General features: G+C 71.9%; 20 protein-coding genes. 9 read left to right on the top strand and 11 right to left on the bottom strand.

The features are described 5' to 3' along the window. Positions 1 to 16: 16 nt before the first annotated feature. From ABD140_RS13175 to ABD140_RS13165, 3 genes are all read left to right on the top strand, one after another. Entirely contained in the window at positions 17 to 1063 is a 1047-nt protein-coding gene (locus ABD140_RS13175) for a LacI family DNA-binding transcriptional regulator (RefSeq protein ID WP_344240376.1), read from the top strand. 167 nt (positions 1064 to 1230) lie between these two features. Then, complete coding sequence (locus ABD140_RS13170) at positions 1231 to 1473, top strand: hypothetical protein (protein WP_344240374.1); 243 nt, start codon at positions 1231 to 1233, stop codon at positions 1471 to 1473. 91 nt (positions 1474 to 1564) lie between these two features. Continuing rightward, positions 1565 to 2392 (top strand): N-acetylmuramoyl-L-alanine amidase, encoded by an 828-nt coding sequence (locus ABD140_RS13165; protein ID WP_344240372.1) that lies wholly within the window; start codon positions 1565 to 1567, stop codon positions 2390 to 2392. Between the two features lie 43 nt (positions 2393 to 2435). Here ABD140_RS13165 and purM read toward each other — a convergent pair whose 3' ends face one another. Both purM and purF read right to left on the bottom strand, forming a co-directional pair. Further along, entirely contained in the window at positions 2436 to 3461 is a 1026-nt protein-coding gene (gene purM, locus ABD140_RS13160; protein WP_344240370.1) for a phosphoribosylformylglycinamidine cyclo-ligase, read from the bottom strand. Positions 3462 to 3473: 12 nt separating this feature from the next. Continuing rightward, positions 3474 to 4931: an amidophosphoribosyltransferase gene (gene purF, locus ABD140_RS13155; RefSeq protein WP_344240368.1), complete on the bottom strand. Its 1458-nt coding sequence runs from the start codon at positions 4929 to 4931 to the stop codon at positions 3474 to 3476. A 199-nt stretch (positions 4932 to 5130) separates the two neighbouring features. On the opposite strand from purF, the gene ABD140_RS13150 reads away from it, so the two are divergent. Further along, positions 5131 to 5382, top strand: a complete 252-nt coding sequence (locus ABD140_RS13150) for a hypothetical protein (protein WP_344240366.1) — start codon at positions 5131 to 5133, stop codon at positions 5380 to 5382. 374 nt (positions 5383 to 5756) lie between these two features. Here the strand turns inward: ABD140_RS13150 and ABD140_RS13145 are convergent, their stop codons facing one another. Continuing rightward, complete coding sequence (locus ABD140_RS13145; protein WP_344240364.1) at positions 5757 to 5951, bottom strand: hypothetical protein; 195 nt, start codon at positions 5949 to 5951, stop codon at positions 5757 to 5759. Positions 5952 to 6049: 98 nt separating this feature from the next. Beyond that, positions 6050 to 6403 (bottom strand): sterol carrier family protein, encoded by a 354-nt coding sequence (locus ABD140_RS13140; RefSeq protein ID WP_344240362.1) that lies wholly within the window; start codon positions 6401 to 6403, stop codon positions 6050 to 6052. Positions 6404 to 6454: 51 nt separating this feature from the next. Between ABD140_RS13140 and ABD140_RS13135 the strand changes: the two genes are divergently transcribed. Both ABD140_RS13135 and ABD140_RS13130 read left to right on the top strand, forming a co-directional pair. Further along, positions 6455 to 8008 (top strand): serine/threonine protein kinase, encoded by a 1554-nt coding sequence (locus ABD140_RS13135; protein ID WP_344240360.1) that lies wholly within the window; start codon positions 6455 to 6457, stop codon positions 8006 to 8008. Between the two features lie 156 nt (positions 8009 to 8164). Continuing rightward, positions 8165 to 9073 carry a coiled-coil domain-containing protein gene (locus ABD140_RS13130; protein WP_344240358.1) on the top strand — a complete coding sequence of 303 codons (909 nt, stop codon included), beginning with the start codon at positions 8165 to 8167 and terminating at the stop codon, positions 9071 to 9073. 78 nt (positions 9074 to 9151) lie between these two features. Here the strand turns inward: ABD140_RS13130 and ABD140_RS13125 are convergent, their stop codons facing one another. After that, positions 9152 to 9640: an SgcJ/EcaC family oxidoreductase gene (locus ABD140_RS13125; protein WP_344240356.1), complete on the bottom strand. Its 489-nt coding sequence runs from the start codon at positions 9638 to 9640 to the stop codon at positions 9152 to 9154. Positions 9641 to 9702: 62 nt separating this feature from the next. Here ABD140_RS13125 and ABD140_RS13120 point away from each other — a divergent pair, with 62 nt between their 5' ends. Then, complete coding sequence (locus ABD140_RS13120) at positions 9703 to 10161, top strand: MarR family winged helix-turn-helix transcriptional regulator (RefSeq protein ID WP_344240354.1); 459 nt, start codon at positions 9703 to 9705, stop codon at positions 10159 to 10161. Between the two features lie 32 nt (positions 10162 to 10193). Here the strand turns inward: ABD140_RS13120 and ABD140_RS13115 are convergent, their stop codons facing one another. Next, entirely contained in the window at positions 10194 to 10853 is a 660-nt protein-coding gene (locus ABD140_RS13115) for an SgcJ/EcaC family oxidoreductase (RefSeq protein WP_344240352.1), read from the bottom strand. Between the two features lie 91 nt (positions 10854 to 10944). Between ABD140_RS13115 and ABD140_RS13110 the strand changes: the two genes are divergently transcribed. Beyond that, positions 10945 to 11397, top strand: a complete 453-nt coding sequence (locus ABD140_RS13110; RefSeq protein WP_344240350.1) for a MarR family winged helix-turn-helix transcriptional regulator — start codon at positions 10945 to 10947, stop codon at positions 11395 to 11397. Positions 11398 to 11496: 99 nt separating this feature from the next. Here ABD140_RS13110 and ABD140_RS13105 read toward each other — a convergent pair whose 3' ends face one another. Continuing rightward, positions 11497 to 12159 (bottom strand): LysE/ArgO family amino acid transporter, encoded by a 663-nt coding sequence (locus tag ABD140_RS13105; RefSeq protein WP_344240348.1) that lies wholly within the window; start codon positions 12157 to 12159, stop codon positions 11497 to 11499. Between the two features lie 71 nt (positions 12160 to 12230). Here ABD140_RS13105 and ABD140_RS13100 point away from each other — a divergent pair, with 71 nt between their 5' ends. Then, positions 12231 to 13115 (top strand): LysR family transcriptional regulator ArgP, encoded by an 885-nt coding sequence (locus ABD140_RS13100; protein ID WP_344240346.1) that lies wholly within the window; start codon positions 12231 to 12233, stop codon positions 13113 to 13115. Between the two features lie 122 nt (positions 13116 to 13237). Here the strand turns inward: ABD140_RS13100 and purL are convergent, their stop codons facing one another. From purL to purS, 4 genes are all read right to left on the bottom strand, one after another. Next, positions 13238 to 15484, bottom strand: a complete 2247-nt coding sequence (purL, locus tag ABD140_RS13095; protein ID WP_344240344.1) for a phosphoribosylformylglycinamidine synthase subunit PurL — start codon at positions 15482 to 15484, stop codon at positions 13238 to 13240. Beyond that, positions 15481 to 16155, bottom strand: a complete 675-nt coding sequence (purQ, locus tag ABD140_RS13090; RefSeq protein WP_344240342.1) for a phosphoribosylformylglycinamidine synthase subunit PurQ — start codon at positions 16153 to 16155, stop codon at positions 15481 to 15483. Before purQ ends, purL begins: the two co-directional genes overlap by 4 nt. A 58-nt stretch (positions 16156 to 16213) precedes the next feature. Then, on the bottom strand, positions 16214 to 16609 hold the full coding sequence (locus ABD140_RS13085) for an ATP-binding protein (protein WP_344240340.1): 396 nt from the start codon (positions 16607 to 16609) through the stop codon (positions 16214 to 16216). A gap of 190 nt (positions 16610 to 16799) precedes the next feature. Further along, positions 16800 to 17045: a phosphoribosylformylglycinamidine synthase subunit PurS gene (gene purS / locus ABD140_RS13080; protein WP_344240337.1), complete on the bottom strand. Its 246-nt coding sequence runs from the start codon at positions 17043 to 17045 to the stop codon at positions 16800 to 16802. Between the last annotated feature and the right edge of the window lie 42 nt (positions 17046 to 17087).

Raw genomic sequence — 17087 nt, 5'->3', positions numbered from 1 at the left:
CCCCGACAGGAGAGCCATGTCAGGTGACGAAAGCGCCCCGCGGTCCGACGCGATGGCGCCCCGACAGTCCGCGAGCAAGCCGACGATCCGCAATGTCGCGGAGCGCGCCGGCGTCTCCAAATCCCTGGTCTCCCTGGTCATGCGGGGCTCACCGCACGTGAGCGAACGCCGCAGGCAGGCGGTGCTGAAGGCGGCGCGGGAACTGGGCTACCGGCCCAACGCCGTGGCGCGCAGCCTGGTCGAGGGGCGCACCCGGCTCATCGGCGCGCTCGTCGCCGATCTGCACAACCCCTTCTTCGCCGAATTCCTTGACGGGCTCCAGGAGAGCCTGCACGGCGAGGGGCTGCGGATGCTGGTCGGCTCCGGCCGGTGGGACCCGCTCTTCGAGGCCGAGGCCGTCGAGGCGTTCCTGGAGATGCGGGTCGACGGCCTGGTGCTGCTGAGCGTGGTCCCCGACTCGCTGCAGGAGGCGGCCTCCAGCGTGCCCGTCGTGCTGGTCGGCGAGCGGGACGTCGAGGGCGTCGACATCGTCGTCGACGACGACGAGCTGGGCGCCAGCCTCGCGGTGGACCACCTGGTGGCGCACGGGCACCGGCGGATCGCCCACATCGAGGGCGCCCCGTCGGCGACCGCGCGCTACCGCAGGGCGGGCTACGAGGCGGCCATGGCCCGGCACGGGCTGTCCGACCAGGTCGTGGTGGAGCCGGGCGACTTCACCGAGGACGGCGGGTACCGCGCCGCGCGGGCGCTGCTCACCCGCGGCGAGCGGCCGACCGCCATCTTCGCGCCCAACGACCTGGTGGCCACCGGCGCGCTGTCGGCCACCGACGAGCTCGGCCTGCGGGTGCCCCAGGACGTCTCGATCATCGGCTACGACAACACCCACCTCGCGGCGATCCGGCACATCTCGCTGACCAGCGTCGACCAGCCGCGCCGCGACATGGGGCGGGTCGCCGCCTCTCTCCTGTGCTCCCGGATCGAGGACCCCTCCCGCGAGGTGCGCCAGGAACTGGTGCTGCCGCACCTGGTGGTGCGTGCCACGACCGGTCCGGTGGGCGGCTGAACGACACCCCGCCCGCATGGAGATCTTTCCTCACCGAGGGGTAAGGCGGAGTCCAAGTCTGCGCCGAACCGCTGACCCGGCACGCCCCGCCGTTCTTGGATGGTGACCGGCGATACGGCGGAGCCGGGGGCGCCGTCGGCCGAGAAGGCCATCGAGGGGGGACGAACGTGCGTGATCCGGAACTGGTGTCGTGCGCGCAGCGCGCGGCGGGCGAGCTGGAGCGTGCCTGGCAGCGGTGGCGGCGCGCGCGGGGCATGGCCGAGACCGAAGCCGCCGCCGAGTCCGTGGCCAGCTATGTGGCGCACTCGCTGGACCATCCCTGGGGCCGTCCCCGGGTGGTGCTCGGGCTCGACGCCGAGGAGGCGCGGGCGCTCGCCGCCCTGCTGGGCCGCGAGGAGACCGCGCTCTGAGCCCGGAACGCCCCGGAAGCCGACCACCCCGGTGTTTCGCCATAGACTGAGCCGGTTGGTAACAGACCGATCACAGGCACAGGAGTTGATCTTGGCGAACGGACGCAAGGCCCTCGCACTGGCACTCGGCTCGGTCGCCGTGGCCAGCGTCGGGCTGGTCTCGTGCGGCGGGTCCGACGAGTCCGGTACGCCGACCGCCGAGCCGCCGACCGCCGGTCCGAACGACGGAGAGGGCGCGGGCGGCTCGGATTCGCGCCGGCAGTCCGCGGTCTCGCTCAAGGGCAAGACGATCGTGCTGGACCCCGGCCACAACGGCGGCCCGGTCAAGGGCCACCAGGTCTTCGTCGGCAACGGCTACAAGGCGTGCGACACCGGCGGCACCGCCACCGACGCCGGCTACTCCGAGCACGCCTTCGCCTGGGACACCGCCCAGCGCCTGCAGAAGGTGCTGCAGGGCCAGGGCGCCAAGGTCGTGCTGACCCGCCAGAACGACAAGGGCTCGGGCCCGTGCGTGGACGAGCGCGCCGAGGTCGGCAACCGCAACAAGGCGGACGCGGTGATCTCCATCCACGCCGACGGCGCGGCGGCGAGCGGCCGCGGCTTCCACGTGATCAAGCCGAAGCCGGTCAAGGGCCTCAACGAGCAGATCGCCGCCCCCTCCAGCGAGCTGGGGGACGACGTGCGCGACGCCTTCAAGTCCGGCACCGGCATGCCGTACGCGAACTACATCGGCGACGACGGCGTCACCGTCCGCGACGACCTGGGCGGCCTCAACATGTCCCAGGTCCCGAAGATCTTCATCGAGACCGGCAACATGCGCAACAAGACCGACGCCGCCAAGCTGAGCGACGCCGACTTCCGCCAGCGCATGGCCGTGGCGATGGCGGCCGGGCTCACCCGGTACCTGACCGGCAACTGAACGCAGCCGCTCCGCCCGGAGGGGTCGGCCCCGCCCGCGGTCCTCAGACCAGGGCGGCGCGGCCCTCGCCGGCGATGACGTCGCCGAGCACCCAGGCGGGGAGGTCGCGGGAGGCGCAGAGGGCCAGCGCCTCCTCGGCCGCCTCAGGGGCGACGATGGCGGCCATGCCGACGCCGAGGTTGAAGGTCCGGTCGAGGTCGGCCTGGGCGACCTGGCCGTAGCGGGCGAGGATCTGGAAGATCAGCGGGACCGTCCAGGACGAGCGGCGCAGCACCGCGTCGACGCCCGGCGGCAGGGAGCGGGCGAGGTTGGCGGCCAGGCCGCCCCCGGTGATGTGGGCGAACGCGCGGACGCCGCCCGCCTCCTTCAGGGCCAGGCAGTCCCGGGCGTAGATCCGGGTGGGGGTGAGCAGCTCCTCGCCGACCGTGCGGCCCAGCTCGTCGACGGTGTGCTCCAGGCTGAGCGGGGTCTCGCGCAGGATGTGGCGGACCAGCGAGTAGCCGTTGGAGTGGATGCCCGAGGAGGCCATCGCGATCACCACGTCGCCGGGCCGCACCCGGTCGGGGCCGAGCAGCTCGTCGGCCTCCACCACGCCGGTCGCCGCGCCCGCGACGTCGAACTCGTCGGGCTCCAGCAGGCCGGGGTGCTCGGCGGTCTCCCCGCCGACCAGGGCCGTGCCGGCCAGCACGCAGGCGTCGGCGATGCCGCCGACGATCTCGGCGATGCGCTCGGGCACCACCTTGCCGCAGGCGATGTAGTCGGTCATGAACAGCGGCTCGGCGCCGCAGACCGCCAGGTCGTCGACGACCATGCCGACCAGGTCGTGGCCGATCGTGCCGTAGATCCCCAGCCTGCGGGCGAGGTCGACCTTGGTGCCGACGCCGTCGGTGGAGGTCGCCAGCAGCGGGCGGCGGTACTTCAGCAGCGCCGAGACGTCGAACAGGCCGGCGAAGCCGCTGGCGTCGTCCACGCACTCGGGGCGGCGGGACCGGGCGACCCGCGACTTCATCAGCTCGACCGCGCGCTCACCGGCGGCGATGTCGACTCCGGCTGCCTCGTACGTGCTCACTCTGGGGCTTCCTTAACGGGTGTGCGTGGACTCGAGGACGTGCTTGCCGCGGGCGGCCTCCTCCACCGGGATCGGGTAGACCCCGTCGAAGCAGGCGCGGCACAGCCGCTCCTTGGGCTGCTCGGTGGCGGCCACCAGGCCTTCGAGCGAGATGTGGCCCAGGGAGTCGGCGCCCAGCGACTGGCGCACCTCCTCCACGTTGAGGTTGCCAGCGATCAGTTCGGCGCGGGTGGCGAAGTCGATGCCGTAGAAGCACGGCCAGCGCACCGGCGGGCTGGAGATGCGCACGTGCACCTCCAGGGCCCCGGCCTCGCGCAGCATCTTGACGATGGCGCGCTGGGTGTTGCCGCGCACGATCGAGTCGTCGACCACGACCAGGCGCTTGCCGGCGACCGCCTCGCGCAGCGGGTTGAGCTTGAGCCGGATGCCCAGCTGCCGGATGGTCTGGGACGGCTGGATGAACGTCCGGCCGACGTAGGAGTTCTTGACGAAGCCCTGGCCGTAGGGGATGCCCGAGGCCTCGGCGTAGCCGATCGCCGCGGGGGTGCCCGACTCCGGCGTGGGGATCACCATGTCGGCCTCGACCGGGTGCTCCTTGGCCAGCAGCCGTCCGACCTCGACCCGGGTCGCCTGCACCGACCGGCCGGCGATCGTGGTGTCGGGGCGCGCCACGTAGACGTACTCGAAGATGCAGCCCTTGGGGCGGGCCTCGGCGAACCGCTCGGAGCGCACGCCGTCGGCGTCGATCGCGAGGATCTCGCCGGGTTCGACCTCCCGGACGAACTGGGCGCCGACGATGTCGAGCCCGGCGGTCTCGGAGGCCACCGCCCAGCCGCGGTCCAGCCGGCCCAGGACCAGCGGGCGGATGCCCTCGGGGTCGCGGGCGGCGTACAGGGTCTGCTCGTCCATGAAGACCAGCGAGAAGGCGCCGCGGGTCAGCGGGAGGATCTCGTGCGCCGCCTTGAGCGGGCCGCCCTCGCGGGTGGCCAGCAGCGCGGTGAGCACCTCGGTGTCGGTGGTCGCGGTGAGCTGCCCCGGCTCCAGCATCGCGGCGAGCTCGGGGGTGTTGATCAGGTTGCCGTTGTGGGTCAGCGCCAGCGAGCCGTGCCCGGTGGCCCGGAACGTCGGCTGGGCGTTCTCCCAGGTGGGCGAGCCGGTGGTGGAGTAGCGGCAGTGGCCGATCGCCATGTGGCCGCGCAGGGTGGACAGCACCGACTCGTCGAAGACCTGGGAGACCAGTCCCATGTCCTTGAAGACGACGATGCGCGCCCCGTCGCTGACCGCGATGCCGGCCGACTCCTGGCCGCGGTGCTGCAGGGCGTAGAGACCGTAGTAGGCGAGCTTGCTCACCTCCGCGTCCGGAGCGGCGTCCGGTGGTACCCAGACGCCGAAGACGCCACAGGCGTCCTGCGGGCCCTTGTCGTGGGGATCGAGCTCATGGCTCAGACGTCCATCGGCATAGCGCGACACGTTGTCCAGTCTAGGGTCAGCGACCGGATGCTTTTTAAACGACCCTTGCCGTAGGGGAAGGCGTGAGCCTCCCTCCGGGGGGAAACCTGGGGGCATGGCACTGCCCCGCTCTCCCAGCAGCATCACGGTTTCCCCCGAAACTCACGTGACCGGAGCGTCCGCCCTGAGCCTCGGGATCGTTGGATTCCTCACTTTCTGGATGTGCGGTCTGGGGATGCTGCTCGCCGTGGCCGGGATCGCGCTCGGCGCGTACGCGGTGCGCCGGGACCGCGGCCGCGGCCTGGGCTACGCCGGGATCGCGATGTCCGTCCTGACCCTGGTGGTCGCGACGGGCACGCTGGTGTGGTTCGGGCGCCAGGCCGTGCAGTGCGCCGACCGCTACAGCGGCAGGCTGGAGCGCTCGCACTGCCTGGACGCCAGGTTCCCGCTGCTCAAGGCGGGCCGCCCCTAGGCCGTCCGGCCGAAACCGCCACCACCTCGCCGAAAACACATACGGTTCCGACTCGCATACCCTAAGCTATGGAGTGCGTTTAAGGGCGACTGGTCCGGTGACGAACGGTCTCGCCCCAGCATGACCGGAGTGATCATGTTGGGCATCGAACCGTTCTGACCGTCCAGGTCCTTGAGTGCATAGGGAGCCCGCCCACCCGTCACGGATCGGCCTCAGGAAGGCCGCTGCCGGATGGTATGCGTAAGCGGGGGACCAGTGTGTCCAAGACCGTTCGGGACATGCCAGTGCAACTTGCGTTCACCGATGAGGAACGGTAGAGCCAGCAGCCCATGCTGCGGACGTCCTGCGGCCCACGGGTGTGAAGAGGTGCCGCATCAGTTACCGGTGGCCGGTTCGCCCCGACCGGGGAAGAACCGGCCGCCGAAGCCGAAGAGCCGGTCGAGTTCAAGCTGGGGCGCGGCCGGGATGACGGCGCGATCCCCGCCGTGGAAGCGCAGGGCGCGGCCGGTCCGGGCGGGGACCAGGTCCACCGCCGGGTCGAGCAGGGCGGAAAGGCCGCCTCCCGTCATGTCCAGTGCGCGGCGAGCATGCCTTGCACAGTGCGCGTTTCCCGGACTTCTGGCAAGGCCCAAAAGCCCAACCTCACGACAGGGCCTGGCAAAACCCGCTAAGGGGTGATCAACGGCAGCAATTCTCCCAGGTCAGCGCGGGTGCCGCTGGCCCGCACCCGGCCGTCGGCCACCGCCTCGGCCCAGGCCAGCCGGCCGGTGGCCAGCTCGACGAAGGTGCGCGCGCCGGTCTCCACCACGTTGGGCGGGGTGCCCCTGGTGTGGTGTGTGCCCTCGACGCACTGAACGGCCGCATACGGAGGAATTCTTACTTCTACCGACTTTCCGGGTGCCCTCTGGACCAGAAGTCCGAGAAGATGCTTCACTGCGGCCTTCTCCACCGCGCGTTCCGGCCGCTCCCCCGCGGCGTAGGCCGAGAGGGTCCGGGACACCGCCTCCATGCTGGCATTCACCCGGACGACGTTACAGGCGGGCGCGCGGACCGGTAGAAATGTGCCGGTTGAGTGCGATCTTTCGAGGTGACCATGTCCGACGTCCAGCCGCTGCAGCCCGGCGACCCCGGCCGGCTCGGTGACCATCAACTGGAGGGGCGGCTCGGCGAGGGACGCCGGGGAGTGGTGTTCCAGGGCCTCCACGGGGACGTCCCGGTGGCGGTGAAGCTCCTGCACAGCCGGCTCGGCGGCGACCCCGAGGCGCGCGGCGCGTTCCTGCGCGAGGCGATGGCGGGCCGGCGCGTCAGCGGCAGCCGCACCGCCCGCCCGATCGGCGCCGACGTCGCGGGCGACTGGCCGTTCCTGGTGACCGACCTGGTGGCCGGGCCGCCCCTGCAGCAGATGCTGGTGCAGAGCGGCCGCGGCGACCGGACCACGGTGGAGCGCCTGGCCGTCGGCATCGCGCTCGCCCTGGCCCAGCTGCACAAGGCGGGGATCACCCACCTCGACCTCAAGCCCACCAACGTGCTCATCGCCCACGACGGGCCGGTGCTGACCGACGTGGGCGTGGTCCGCTCGCTGACCGCCGCGGGACTGCCCCCCGAGCCGGGCGTCCCCGCCTACCAGGCGCCCGAGCAGCTGGGCGGCGCCGGCGCCCCCGGGCCGAGCAGCGACATGTGGGCCTGGGCCGCGATCGTGGCCACCGCCGCCTCCGGCAGGCCGCCGTTCGGCGAGGACGGCGCCGAGACGGTGGCCGACCGGGTGCTGCGCGGCGAGCCCGAGCTGCACAAGCTGCCGGACTCCGTGCGCGACATGGTCGTCATGGCGCTCAACAAGGACCCGTTCCGGCGGCCCACCGCCGAGATGGTGCTGCAGACGCTGCTGCGCCGCGGGCTGCCGCTGCCCGCCTCCCAGCAGACCGAGGCGCGCGACCTCCTGAACGCCCCCGCGCCCGAGGACCCCTGGTCGGCCGAGAGCACCCTCGCGCTCCCCGCGCTGGAGCCCGCCCTCCCGGCGGGCCCCGCCGCCCCGGAGCGGCCCGCGGACCCGTTCTCCGGGCCGTACCTCCCGCCCGCCCCCGACCGGGACGAGTGGCCCGAGCCCGAGCCGCTGCCGAACATGACGGCCGCGTGGAACGGCCCGCCGCCGGTGGACGTCCGCACGCCCGCCGCCGCCCGCCAGGACCAGCGCATGATCAAGGGCCTGGGCGCGCTGGTGATCGGCGTGGTCGTGGGCATCATCGTGATCACCCTGCTGTGGAACGGCGCCGAGAAGGACGAGCCGAAGACCGCGCAGTCCGGCACGCCGTCCGCGCAGAGCCAGGCGGCCTTCAGCGGCACCTGGCGCGGCACCGCCACCAACCAGGCGGGCGTGCAGTTCAGCATCGTGGTGACCTTCGCCGACGCGGAGCAGGCCACGGCCAAGCTCGGCGTGGGCAACTGCACCGGCCGGCTCACCCGCACCGGCGGCTCGGGCCAGGAGATGCGGATGTCCTTCACCCGCACCAAGGGGCACTGCTCCCCCGGCGACGTCACGGTGAAGGACGCGGGCGACGGCAGCCTCTTCTACTCCTGGGCCAAGCCGGGAGGCAAGCACCACTACGAGGCGACCCTCAAGCGTGAGTGAACCGCCGACGCGGGACGGCTTCTTCCGGCAGACTGAGCCGCGCCGCCCCTGAGCGGTGCCGCGCGGCCGCAAGACGGTAAAAAACGATTGGTCGCTTTTGGGGCTACTCTTTGCGAGATTGCCCCGCAGACCGCAAGCGGGCGAGAGGAGACCCCCGTGACGTCAGTCCGGCGACGCGCCGGAGCGGCTCTGGCCGCCGCCCTCGGAGCGCTGATACTGGCAGCCCCCTCCTCCGGCGCCGTGGTCCCCCTGCCGAGTGACAACACCAAGCTGCGCCAGCTCACCAGGCAGCTGAACGCACTCGACAAGGAGCTGGGCGGCGAGCTGGAGGAGCTCAAGGACATCCGGCGGTCGGCGCAGCAGGCGCTCCAGCGCAAGAAGGACCTGGCCAAGGACCTCGACCGCTCCCGCAACGTCGTCTCCCGGCTGGCCTCCAGCCAGTACATGGCCAACGGCATCGACCCCTCCCTGTCGGTCCTGCAGGCGGGCGACCCGAGCAACCTGCTGTCGGGCATGTCGCTGGTCAGCCACCTGTCCAGCAACGAGGCCAACCGCACCAACCAGATCCAGCACACGCTCGACCTCCAGGCCGAGGCCGCCAAAGAGGCGAAGGCCAGCCTGAAGAAGCTCGAGAAGAAGATCCAGCAGATGGAGTCCCGGAAAGCCGACATCAAGCGGCAGATCGAGCGGTTCGCCCCCACGCCCCTCATCGGCGCGGGCGGGATGACCCCCCGAATGAAGACCCTCTACCAGGCGATCTTGGACAAGTACCGCCCCTTCCCCGTGGTCGGCTGCACGCGCGTGGGCGACCCCCAGGACCACGGATCCGGCCGCGCCTGCGACTTCATGGAGAGCACCGCCGGGCAGATGCCGACCGCCGAACGCCTCCAGCACGGCGACCAGGTGGCCGCGTTCGCCATCAACAACGCCAGCAAGTACGGCGTCAAGTACGTCATCTGGAAGCAGCGCATCTACGACATGCGCAGCCCCGGCTGGTCGGCGATGTCCGACCGCGGCGGCATCACCCAGAACCACTGGGACCACGTCCACATCTCGGTCTTCTGACGCCCCGCCTTCTGACGCCCCGCCTTCTGACGCCCCGCCTTCTGACGCCCCGCCTTCCGGCGCCCCGTCCCGGGTCGTTCAGCGGCGGCCCAGGCCCAGGCGCCGTGCCGCGCGGCTCATGAGGCGGGACATCTTCGAGGGGAACGCGTCGGGCCCCGGGACGGTGACGGGCCGGACGCGGCCGTTGTGGAGGGCGCTGATCCGCCAGCCCTCGGGGGTGCGGACCAGGACCAGGGTCTGCCGGGAGAGCCGGCGCGCGGGCAGCTGCGAGCGCCAGGGCATGAGGACCGAGGCGGTGCCGTGGGCGACCGCCGCGTCCGGGGTGATGTAGCGGACGGACTCCAGGTCGCCGACGAGGGCCGAGCCGCTCAGCACGCCGCGGAAGAGCAGGTCGTGGTTGTGCTCGTGGCGGCCGCGGCCGCGCGCGACGGTGCCGTCGTAGGAGACGTAGTCGGAGTCCTCGGTGAACAGCGCCCCGAACGCCTCGGCGTCGCCCGCGGTCCAGGCGTCCATGAACGCGGTGAACAGCTCGGCGATCCGGGCGTCGTCGGCGGTGCGGGTTTCCATGATCGCTTCCTCCGGTGCAGTATCATTCGTTCAACGAAATTTACGTTAACAGAAAGATTCGAATGTCGAAAGAAGAGTCCATCGGATCCGTCGCCGCCCTGATACGAAGCCTCCAGCAGAGCTTCGACGCCTTCGACGAGGCCGCCGCCGCCCGCCTCGGCCTCAACCGCACCGACCTGCGCTGCCTGGACGTGGTGCTGAACGGCGGTCCCCTGTCCGCGGGAGGCCTCAGCACCGCGTCGAGACTCAGCCCCGCGGCCACCACCACCGCCATCGACCGCCTGGAGCGCGCCGGCCTGGTCTTCCGCACCCGGGACCCGGCCAACCGCCGCCGCGTCCTGATCACCGCCAGCGACGCCGCCCGCACCGCCGAGGCCGAGCTCTTCGCCCCCGTCGGAAGGGCGGGCGCCGAAGCCCTCGGCGGCTACGACCAGGACGAACTCGCCGTCATCCTGGACTTCCTGCGCACTTCGCTGCGCGTCCAGGAGGAGCAGATCACCCGCGTCCGGTCCCTGCCGTGACCTCGCCGCGGCCCGCCCCCGCCGCGGGCGTGTCACCTCTCGGCCTCGGGACGGGTGTCGGGGGCGAACCAGAAGGAGATGCGCTCCATGACGGACTGGCGCTTGGTGTTGTGGAAGGCGGCGATGCGCCAGGCGCCGTCGCCCTCGCGGACCAGCGTGTAGGTCTGGGTCTTGGAGAGCTTTCCGGGCTTCTCGGACTCGCCCTTGTAGGTGTCGCCGCGGCTGGTGACGATCGCGGTTCCGGGGCCGTAGAAACGGATGCCCAGGTAGGAGTCGGCCAGCCTGGTGCCCTTGAGGAAGCCGCCGAACAGGGCGCGGTGGGCCTCGGTGATGTAGCGGCGGCCCTGGTAATGGGTGCCGACGTAGGTCGTGTAGGTGGCGTCCTCGGTGAACAGCGCGCCGTAGGCGTCGGCGTCTCCACGGCCCCAGGCCTCGGTCAGCCGCTTCAGCACGTCGCAGATCTGGGCGTGGGACCCCGCAGGGGCGGCAGAGGCGACACCGGCGCACTCCGGCTCACCGGTGGCGTCGACCCCGGAGGTACCGGCGAGCCAGACATAGGCGCCCGCTCCGGCCAGGCCGAGCGCCAGGGCCGACACCGCCAGCGCACGCTTGACGCGGCGCGGCCGTCGGGAGGCGGACGCCCCGTCGGCGGGGGCGGAGGCGGCCGGAGCGGGGACCTTCAGTTCTGCCATGTCGTTCACCTTCCATGATAACTTCTTATGAGAAGTTTCTTCCTGAAAGATTCCTCTTCCTTGAGGAAGAGATTATGGACCGGAGGATCACGTGTCAACCCCGCCGCCGGACGCGAGCCTCGCCTACCGCCGCTATGTGAGCGCGGTGATGCTGCACGGCCACGCCAGCGCCAGGGCCTGCGGCCTGGGCGCGACCGACCTGTACGCGTTGAACATCCTGGAGCTGGGCGGCCCGATGACGCCCGGCGAGCTGGGCACCCGCACCGGGCTGACGACCGGGCCCACCACCCGGCTCGTCGACCGGCTGGAGCAGGCGGGCTACGTCCGCCGCGCCCCCGCGCCCGGAGACCGCCGCAAGGTGCTCATCGAGCCGATCGGCAGGCCCGCCGAACTCGACCGGGTCATGGCGCCCGCCCGCGAGGAGATCGGCCGGATCCTCTCCGGCTACTCCCCCGACGAGCTCTCCGTCCTCTTCGACTACTTCGCCCGCGCCGCCCGCGCCTACCAGGAGACCGCCGAACGGCTCCGGCCCGACGAGGCCTGAGCGGAGAGGACCGGAGAAGCCCCGCCCGGGAAAGACGGAACCCGCTCCCTCAGGGAGCGGGTTCGGCGAGGCTGCGGCGCCCGCGGCACCCCGTGCCGCCTACCGGGCTCCGGCGACGAGGGACACGGCGATCACGAGCATGACGGCGGCGATCACGCCGTCGAGCACCCGCCAGGCGTTCGGGCGGGCGAGCAGGGGCCGCAGGGCGCGGGCTCCGTAGCCGAGGGAGGCGAACCACAGCAGGCTGGCCAGGATCGCGCCCGCGCCGAACCACCAGCGGCCCGCCCCGTGGCCGCCGGCCACCGAGCCGAGCAGGGTGACCGTGTCGAGGTAGACGTGCGGGTTGAGCCAGGTGAGCGCGAGGGCGGTGCCCGCCACCGCGGCCGCGCCCGCACCGCCGACACCCGCACCGCCGACGCCCGGGTGGCCGGCGCCCTGGTGGCCGGTGTCGGCGTCCTCGGAGCGCAGGGAGGTTCCCGCGGGGCGCAGGGCGCGGCGGGCCGCCAGGACGGCGTAGACGGTGAGGAAGGCGGCGCCGCCCCACCGCAGGGCCGTGTCGAGCCGGGGCACCGCCGCCAGGAGGGCGCCCGCGCCCGCGACGCCGAGGCAGATCAGGAGCGCGTCCGAGACGGCGCAGATCGCCACCACCACTCCCACGTGCTCGCGGCGCAGCCCCTGGCGGAGGACGAACATGTTCTGCGCGCCGATGGCGACGATGAGGGACAGGCCGAAGCCCAGACCGGCGAGGCTGTGAACGAGCATGCCATCGAACCTATGGAACGTTCCCCGATGTAGTCCAACGAATGTTTCTACGGTTGCATTAGATTCGCTTCATGGAGATGGCTCAGCTGGACGCCCTGGTCGCCGTGGTCGACGAGGGCTCGTTCGAAGGGGCCGCCCGGGTGCTGCACGTGACGCCCTCGGCCGTCAGCCAGCGCATCAAGGCGCTGGAGTCCGCGGCCGGGGCCGTGCTGCTGCGCCGGGCCCGGCCCGTGGTCGCCACCGGGCTCGGCACCGACTACGTGCGGCTCGCCCGGCAGGTCCTGGCGGTGGTGCGCGAGTCCGGACTGCCCGGCGGGTCCGGGGAACCCCCCGCCTCGGCGCTCCCCCGGGTGCCGCTGGCGATCAACGGCGACTCCCTCAACACCTGGGCGATGGCGGCTCTGGCGCGGGTCGCCGACCTCGCCGTGTTCGACGTCCACCGCGAGGACCAGGACCACTCGGCCGAGCTCCTGCGCTCCGGCGAGGTCATGGCCGCCATCACCACGCAGGCGCGCCCGGTGCAGGGCTGCTCGGCGGTACGGCTCGGCGTCATGCGCTACCGCCCGTTCGCCGCCCCGGCGATCGTCCGACGCTGGTTCCCCGGCGGCGTCACCGCCGACGCCCTCTCCCGCGCCCCCGTGGTGATGTTCGACCGCAAGGACGACCTGCAGGACCGCTACATCCGCGAGCGCGCCGGCCGCGACCTCGAACCGCCCCGGCACTACATCCCCTCCACCGCCGACTACGCGCGCGCCATCGCCCACGGCCTCGGCTGGGGCCTGCTCCCCGCCGAGCACTCCGACCCCCTCCAGGCCGAAGGCCGCGCCGTCCCCCTGGAGCCCGACGGCCATGTGGACGTCGAACTCCACTGGCAGCAGTGGTCCCTGCACACCCCCGTCCTCGACGCGGTGGCCCAGGCCGTCCGAGAGGCCGCCGCGGCCGCCCTCCTGCCCTGAACCCCCGCCTCGTACGTCCCCGCCTCGGCCGTGCGGCGGCGCCGTAGGGCTGGAACGGCGCGGAGCCCGCCCCCGGGAAGGGGCGGGCTCCGCGGTGCGGACCGTCAGGGCCGCGGGGGTCGTCAGACCAGGAGGCCCGGGATGGTGCCGGTGTGGGCCTCGCGGAGTTCGGACAGCGGGATGGAGAAGGCGCCGTCCACGGTGAAGGCGTCGCCGCCGACCACGCCGATGGTGGTGAACGGCACGTCGGCCTGGGTGCAGATGTCCACGAAGCGGGCCTCGGCCTCGGGGCGGACGGCGACCACGGCGCGGGCCACGGACTCGGAGAACAGCTCGACGAACGGGTCGTCCTGGAGGGCGACGCGGACGCCGAGGCCGCCGCGCAGGGACGCCTCCACCAGGGCCTGGGAGAGGCCGCCGTCGGAGAGGTCGTGGGCGCCCGAGACCAGGCCCTCCTGGGCGGCGGTGATGAGCACCGAGCCCAGGGCCGCCTCCGCCCGCAGGTCCACCTGCGGGGGCAGGCCGCCGAGGTGGCCGTACATGACGTGCGCCCACTCCGAGCCGCCGAACTCCTCGCGGGTGGTGCCCAGGAGGACGAGCTTGTGGCCCTCGGCGGCGAACGCCATCGCGGTGCGGCGGCGGACGTCGGCGTGCACGCCCAGCACGCCGATCACCGGGGTCGGGTTGATCGGGGTGCTGCCGGTCTGGTTGTAGAAGCTGACGTTTCCGCCGGTGACCGGGATGCCCAGCGCGAGGCAGGCGTCGGCCAGGCCCGCGGTGGCCTGGGAGAACTGCCACATGACGCCCGGGTCCTCCGGAGAGCCGAAGTTCAGGCAGTTGGTGACGGCCAGCGGCTGCGCGCCGGTCGCGGCGACGTTGCGGTACGCCTCCGACAGCGCCAGCTGGGCGCCCGCGTACGGGTCGAGCCGGGTGTAGCGCCCGTTGCCGTCCAGGGCCAGCGCGACGCCCAGGCCCGTCTCGTCGTCCAGCCGGATGACGCCGGCGTTCTCCGGCTGGGCCAGCACGGTGTTGCCCAGCACGTACCGGTCGTACTGGGAGGTGATCCACTCCTTGGACGCCAGGTTCGGCGAACCGGCCAGCCACAGGACCGTCTTGCGCAGCTCGTCCCGGTTGGACGGGCGGGCGAGGCGGCCGGGCGTGTCGGCCTGGAGCCGCGTCTGGTCGGCGGGCACCGCGACGGGGCGCTCGTAGACCGGGCCGTCGTGCGCGGCGGTGCGCGGCGGGATGTCGACGATGACCTCGCCGTGCCAGGTCATCACCAGGCGGCCCGAGTCGGTGACCTCGCCGATGACCGTGGCGGGCACCTCGTAGCGGGCGCAGACGGCCATGAACTGCTCGACGTTCTCCGGCGTGACGACCGCCATCATGCGTTCCTGGGACTCGCTCATCAGGATCTCTTCGGGCAGCAGGTTCGGGTCGCGCAGCGGGACCGTGTCCAGCCGCACGTCCATGCCGCCCGTGCCGCCCGCGGCCAGCTCGGTGGTCGCGCACGACACACCGGCGGCGCCGAGGTCCTGGATGCCCTCCACGAGGCCCTTCTGGAACAGCTCCAGCGAGCACTCGATGAGCAGCTTCTCCATGAACGGGTCGCCGACCTGCACCGAGGGCCGCTTGGTCTGCGACTCCTCGTCGAAGCTCGCCGAGGCCAGCACGGACGCGCCGCCGATGCCGTCGGGGCCGGTGTAGGAGCCGTAGAGCACGACCTTGTTGCCGACGCCCGAGGCGGAGGCCTTGTGGATGTCCTCGTGCCGCAGCACCCCGATGCACAGGGCGTTGACCAGCGGGTTGTCCTGGTAGCAGGGGTCGAAGACCGTCTCGCCGCCGATGTTGGGCAGGCCGAGGCTGTTGCCGTAGCCGCCGATGCCGCTGACCACGCCGGGCAGGACCCGGCGGGTGTCGGGGGCGTCGGCCGCGCCGAAGCGCAGCGAGTCCATCACCGCGACCGGGCGGGCGCCCATGGAGATGATGTCGCGGACGATGCCGCCGACGCCGGTGGCCGCGCCCTGGTAGGGCTCGACGAACGACGGGTGGTTGTGCGACTCGACCTTGAAGGTCACCGCCCAGCCCTGGCCGACGTCCACGACGCCGGCGTTCTCCCCCATGCCGACCAGCAGCTTGTCGGTCTTGGGCGCCTTCTCGCCGAACTGGCGCAGGTAGATCTTGGAGCTCTTGTACGAGCAGTGCTCGGACCACATGACCGAGTAGATGGCCAGCTCCGAGGCGGTCGGGCGACGGCCGAGGATGTCGCGTACCTTCTGGTACTCCTCGTCGTTCATGCCCAGTTCCTTGTACGGCTGGGGCTGCTCGGGGGTCCGGTGGGCGAGGGCGACGTTGTCGGTACCGCTCATGCGTTGATCAGGCCCTTGACGATCGAGGTGAAGAAACCGAGCCCGTCGGTGGTCGGGCCGGTGAGGGACTCCACGGCGTGCTCCGGGTGCGGCATGAGCCCCACCACGTTGCCGGCCTCGTTGGCGACGCCGGCGATGTCGTTGATCGAGCCGTTGGGGTTGACGTCCATGTACCGGGCGACGACCCGGCCGGCGGACTCCAGCTCGGCGATGGTCTCGGCGGACGCGGTGAAGCGGCCGTCCATGTTCTTCAGCGGGACCACGATCTCCTGGCCCTGGGCGTACTGCGACGTCCAGGCCGTCTCCGCGTTCTCGACGCGCAGCCGCTGGTCGCGGCAGACGAAGTGGCCCTCGGCGTTGGGCATGAGCGCGCCCGGCAGCAGGTGGGCCTCGGCCAGCACCTGGAAGCCGTTGCAGATGCCCAGGACCGGCAGCCCGGCCCGCGCGGCGGGGATCAGCTCTTCCATCAGCGGGGCGAACCGGGCGATCGCCCCGGCGCGCAGGTAGTCCCCGTAGGAGAAGCCGCCGGGCAGGACCACCGCGTCGACCCCCTGCAGGGAGGTGTCGGCGTGCCACAGGGCCACGGGCTCGCCGCCCGCTATGCGCACCGCTCTGGCGGCGTCACGATCATCGAGGGAACCAGGAAAAGTGATGACGCCCACGCGGGCCATCGGCACTCCATTGCTGTCCTCGGCGTCCCAGGTGAGGACGTCCGTCTACCGGGATAACTTACCCGGCGCTACGGACCAGTTCTGATTCGAGGCGACGGATGAGCGCCTCGTCGCACCAGGTCAGTCGTTTGCGCAGCACGACGCGCACCCCGTCGGACGTGGTGGTCAGGGACAGGTCGTCCATCAGGGAGTTCATGATGTCCAGGCCGCGGCCGGACTCGGCGAGCCCCCCCGCCGGGCGCGCCACCGGCCCGAGCCCGTCGCCGTGGTCGATGACCGAGAGCACGCAGGTTTCCTCGTCGATATGCCCGGTGACCTCGTATTCGCGGGTCGACGAATGCCGGACGACATTGGTGCACGCCTCGGAGGCGGCCACCAGAATGTCGTGAATGCAGTCGCCGGAAACGCCGAGCCCGCGCAGCGCGTCTCCGAGCACCCGGCGGATCACCGGCACGCTCAGCTCCTCACAGGGCAAAGCCAGCGAGAATTTCATATCCACCAGGCCCACCTCGGAAAGTCGGACGGACCTAACAGTTCCCCGCGGTATCCGCGATAATCACGGGCCGGCGGATCGTTTGAATTCGTTACCTGCTGGAACGCGACAAGACGGCCTGTTCCGCCGGGCCTCTTCTCCGGGTGAAGCGCTATTCCGCGACGTGGACTTCGAAGTCCTCGATCACCGGATTGGCCAGCAGGGTGCCGGCCAGTTCGCGGACGCGCTCCACCGCCGCCTCGTCGGCCGGACCGGCCAGCTCGATCTCGAACCGCTTGCCCTGACGGACGGCGGCCACTCCTTCGAAACCCATCTGCGGGAGCTTCCGGCCGATCGCCTGGCCCTGCGGGTCCAGGATCTCCGGCTTCAGCATGACCTCGACGACCACACGCGCCACTACGCTTCCCCCCTCGCGGACCTACGCCCGCGACTGATCGCT

This window comes from Actinocorallia libanotica, from assembly GCF_039525175.1.
Lineage (GTDB): Bacteria > Actinomycetota > Actinomycetes > Streptosporangiales > Streptosporangiaceae > Actinocorallia > Actinocorallia libanotica.
Note: the sequence above shows the minus strand (reverse complement) of the source record. Positions and strands in the feature narration are given on the sequence as shown.

Bases quoted from the DNA above. Each gene is read 5' to 3' on its own strand.
- ABD140_RS13120 (WP_344240354.1), top strand. From the start codon at position 9,703: ATGTCGAAAGAAGAGTCCATCGGATCCGTCGCCGCCCTGATACGAAGC.
- ABD140_RS13115 (WP_344240352.1), bottom strand. From the start codon at position 10,853: ATGGCAGAACTGAAGGTCCCCGCTCCGGCCGCCTCCGCCCCCGCCGAC.
- ABD140_RS13150 (WP_344240366.1), top strand. From the start codon at position 5,131: ATGTGCGGTCTGGGGATGCTGCTCGCCGTGGCCGGGATCGCGCTCGGC.
- ABD140_RS13105 (WP_344240348.1), bottom strand. From the start codon at position 12,159: ATGCTCGTTCACAGCCTCGCCGGTCTGGGCTTCGGCCTGTCCCTCATC.
- ABD140_RS13125 (WP_344240356.1), bottom strand. From the start codon at position 9,640: ATGGAAACCCGCACCGCCGACGACGCCCGGATCGCCGAGCTGTTCACC.
- ABD140_RS13145 (WP_344240364.1), bottom strand. From the start codon at position 5,951: ATGACGGGAGGCGGCCTTTCCGCCCTGCTCGACCCGGCGGTGGACCTG.
- purL (WP_344240344.1), bottom strand. From the start codon at position 15,484: ATGAGCGGTACCGACAACGTCGCCCTCGCCCACCGGACCCCCGAGCAG.
- purQ (WP_344240342.1), bottom strand. From the start codon at position 16,155: ATGGCCCGCGTGGGCGTCATCACTTTTCCTGGTTCCCTCGATGATCGT.
- ABD140_RS13175 (WP_344240376.1), top strand. From the start codon at position 17: ATGTCAGGTGACGAAAGCGCCCCGCGGTCCGACGCGATGGCGCCCCGA.
- ABD140_RS13100 (WP_344240346.1), top strand. From the start codon at position 12,231: ATGGAGATGGCTCAGCTGGACGCCCTGGTCGCCGTGGTCGACGAGGGC.